At 61.1% G+C, this 1,395-nt stretch carries 2 protein-coding genes; both read right to left on the bottom strand.

The genetic code is table 11. The features are described 5' to 3' along the window. Window positions 1-210: 210 nt before the first annotated feature. Entirely contained in the window at window positions 211-723 is a 513-nt protein-coding gene (locus AC1DS3_RS38680) for a GrpB family protein (protein ID WP_441635976.1), read from the bottom strand. Between the two features lie 63 nt (window positions 724-786). After that, window positions 787-1,395 (bottom strand): LysR substrate-binding domain-containing protein (locus AC1DS3_RS38675; protein WP_477129369.1); only part of this gene is annotated, 609 nt, incomplete at its 5' end.

Raw genomic sequence — 1,395 nt, 5'->3', positions numbered from 1 at the left:
GGCCATTTACGGGCTGCGACGAAGGTCTCATAGACCGCCGTTGGCTGTTTCGGCCATTCGCGGCAACCCGGGTCTAGTTCCCGTTCCCGCTCTAGTTGCTGTCTACGGGAGCATCCGCTTGCAGGCATCGACAAATTGCTGCCGTGGGTTCGATCAGCCGACGCATGAGCGGTCGAAGTCCGAATCGGCAGAATGGCACCTGCGTCATTATCACTTTGCTGAACTCGGACGCGATCCCATCAAGGCGTCAATAAAGGGGGCCTTCTTCGCAAGGTACTCAGCGATGCCGCCGCGGTTGCTTGCTTCGAGCTCAAATTTCAGATCCTGATACTGCTGCCGAATAACGGGATCGTTCCTGAGAAGATCGCGAAATCGGAGCATTCTTTCAATCTGCCAGTGGCCGCTGACACATACATGCACCTTGTGCGTTCGTACCCCGTCAACATCGCGACGATAGAAATGGTGCCCGGTTGAAAGATCGCTTCCCCGAACGTAACCCAGTGCGCTCATGAAGCGGTCTCGGGCTGGCTCGTTACGATGTTCTGAGACCTCAACCAAGATGTCGATCTCTGGCTTGGCCGCGAGTCCTGGAACAGCGGTGCTTCCKACGTGATAAATACCGACAAGTTCGGCGCCAAGGCCCTTGGCTATGCGTTCTTTCTCGGTGACGAAAAGAGCGGGCCATCTGCTGTCATAGCGGGAGATTTTGCTGGTGAGCTTCATTGTGTTTCCCTTTGTTTCCTTTGTGCGCTATCGGCCAAGAGATGCTAGTCCCAACTCAACAGCTCATATARCATTCTTCCGCCCCGCCCCAAACGCCTCCTCACAACAAACCAGCCAGGCGCGTGCCGCCCGCGACAAATACCCCTCCCGCCAGACCAGCCCCAGTTCCCACACCAGCTCGGGTGCAACCAGTGGCCGGATCGCTACCCGCTCGGGATCCAGTTGCCCGGCAATTGGCGCAGGCAGGATCGCCACGCCCACATCGGCCGCGACCAGTTCGCCGATAAAGTCCCAATGCCGGCTCTGCCCGGCAATCTGCGGCGCAAAGCCTGTGGCTTCGCAGGCGTCCAGGATCACGCGATACAGCACGAAGTCGTCTTCGTACATGACGAAGGGCAGGGTGGCGAGGTCGGCTAGCCGGACTTTGCCGGCGCGGCGTGGTGCGCGCTCGGCGGGAAATACCGCGACCAGTGCCTGGCGGGTCACGGTGAGGCTGGCCAGGCCTGCCACGGCGGCGGGCGGTACCGTGACGCCGAGGTCGAGCTGGCCTGTGGCCACGCCTTCTTCCAGCGCGCGGCCGCCTTGCTCGCTTAGCCGCAGCTTTACGCCGGGGTACTGGCGGCGATAGGCGCCGATCACCGGGGCGAGGTAGCGGCCGGCCATGGGCGGGAT

It is taken from the genome of Cupriavidus sp. 01L46 (assembly GCF_056399905.1).
The sequence above is the reverse complement of the archived record's forward strand: the minus strand, read 5'-3'. Positions and strand labels throughout refer to the sequence as shown.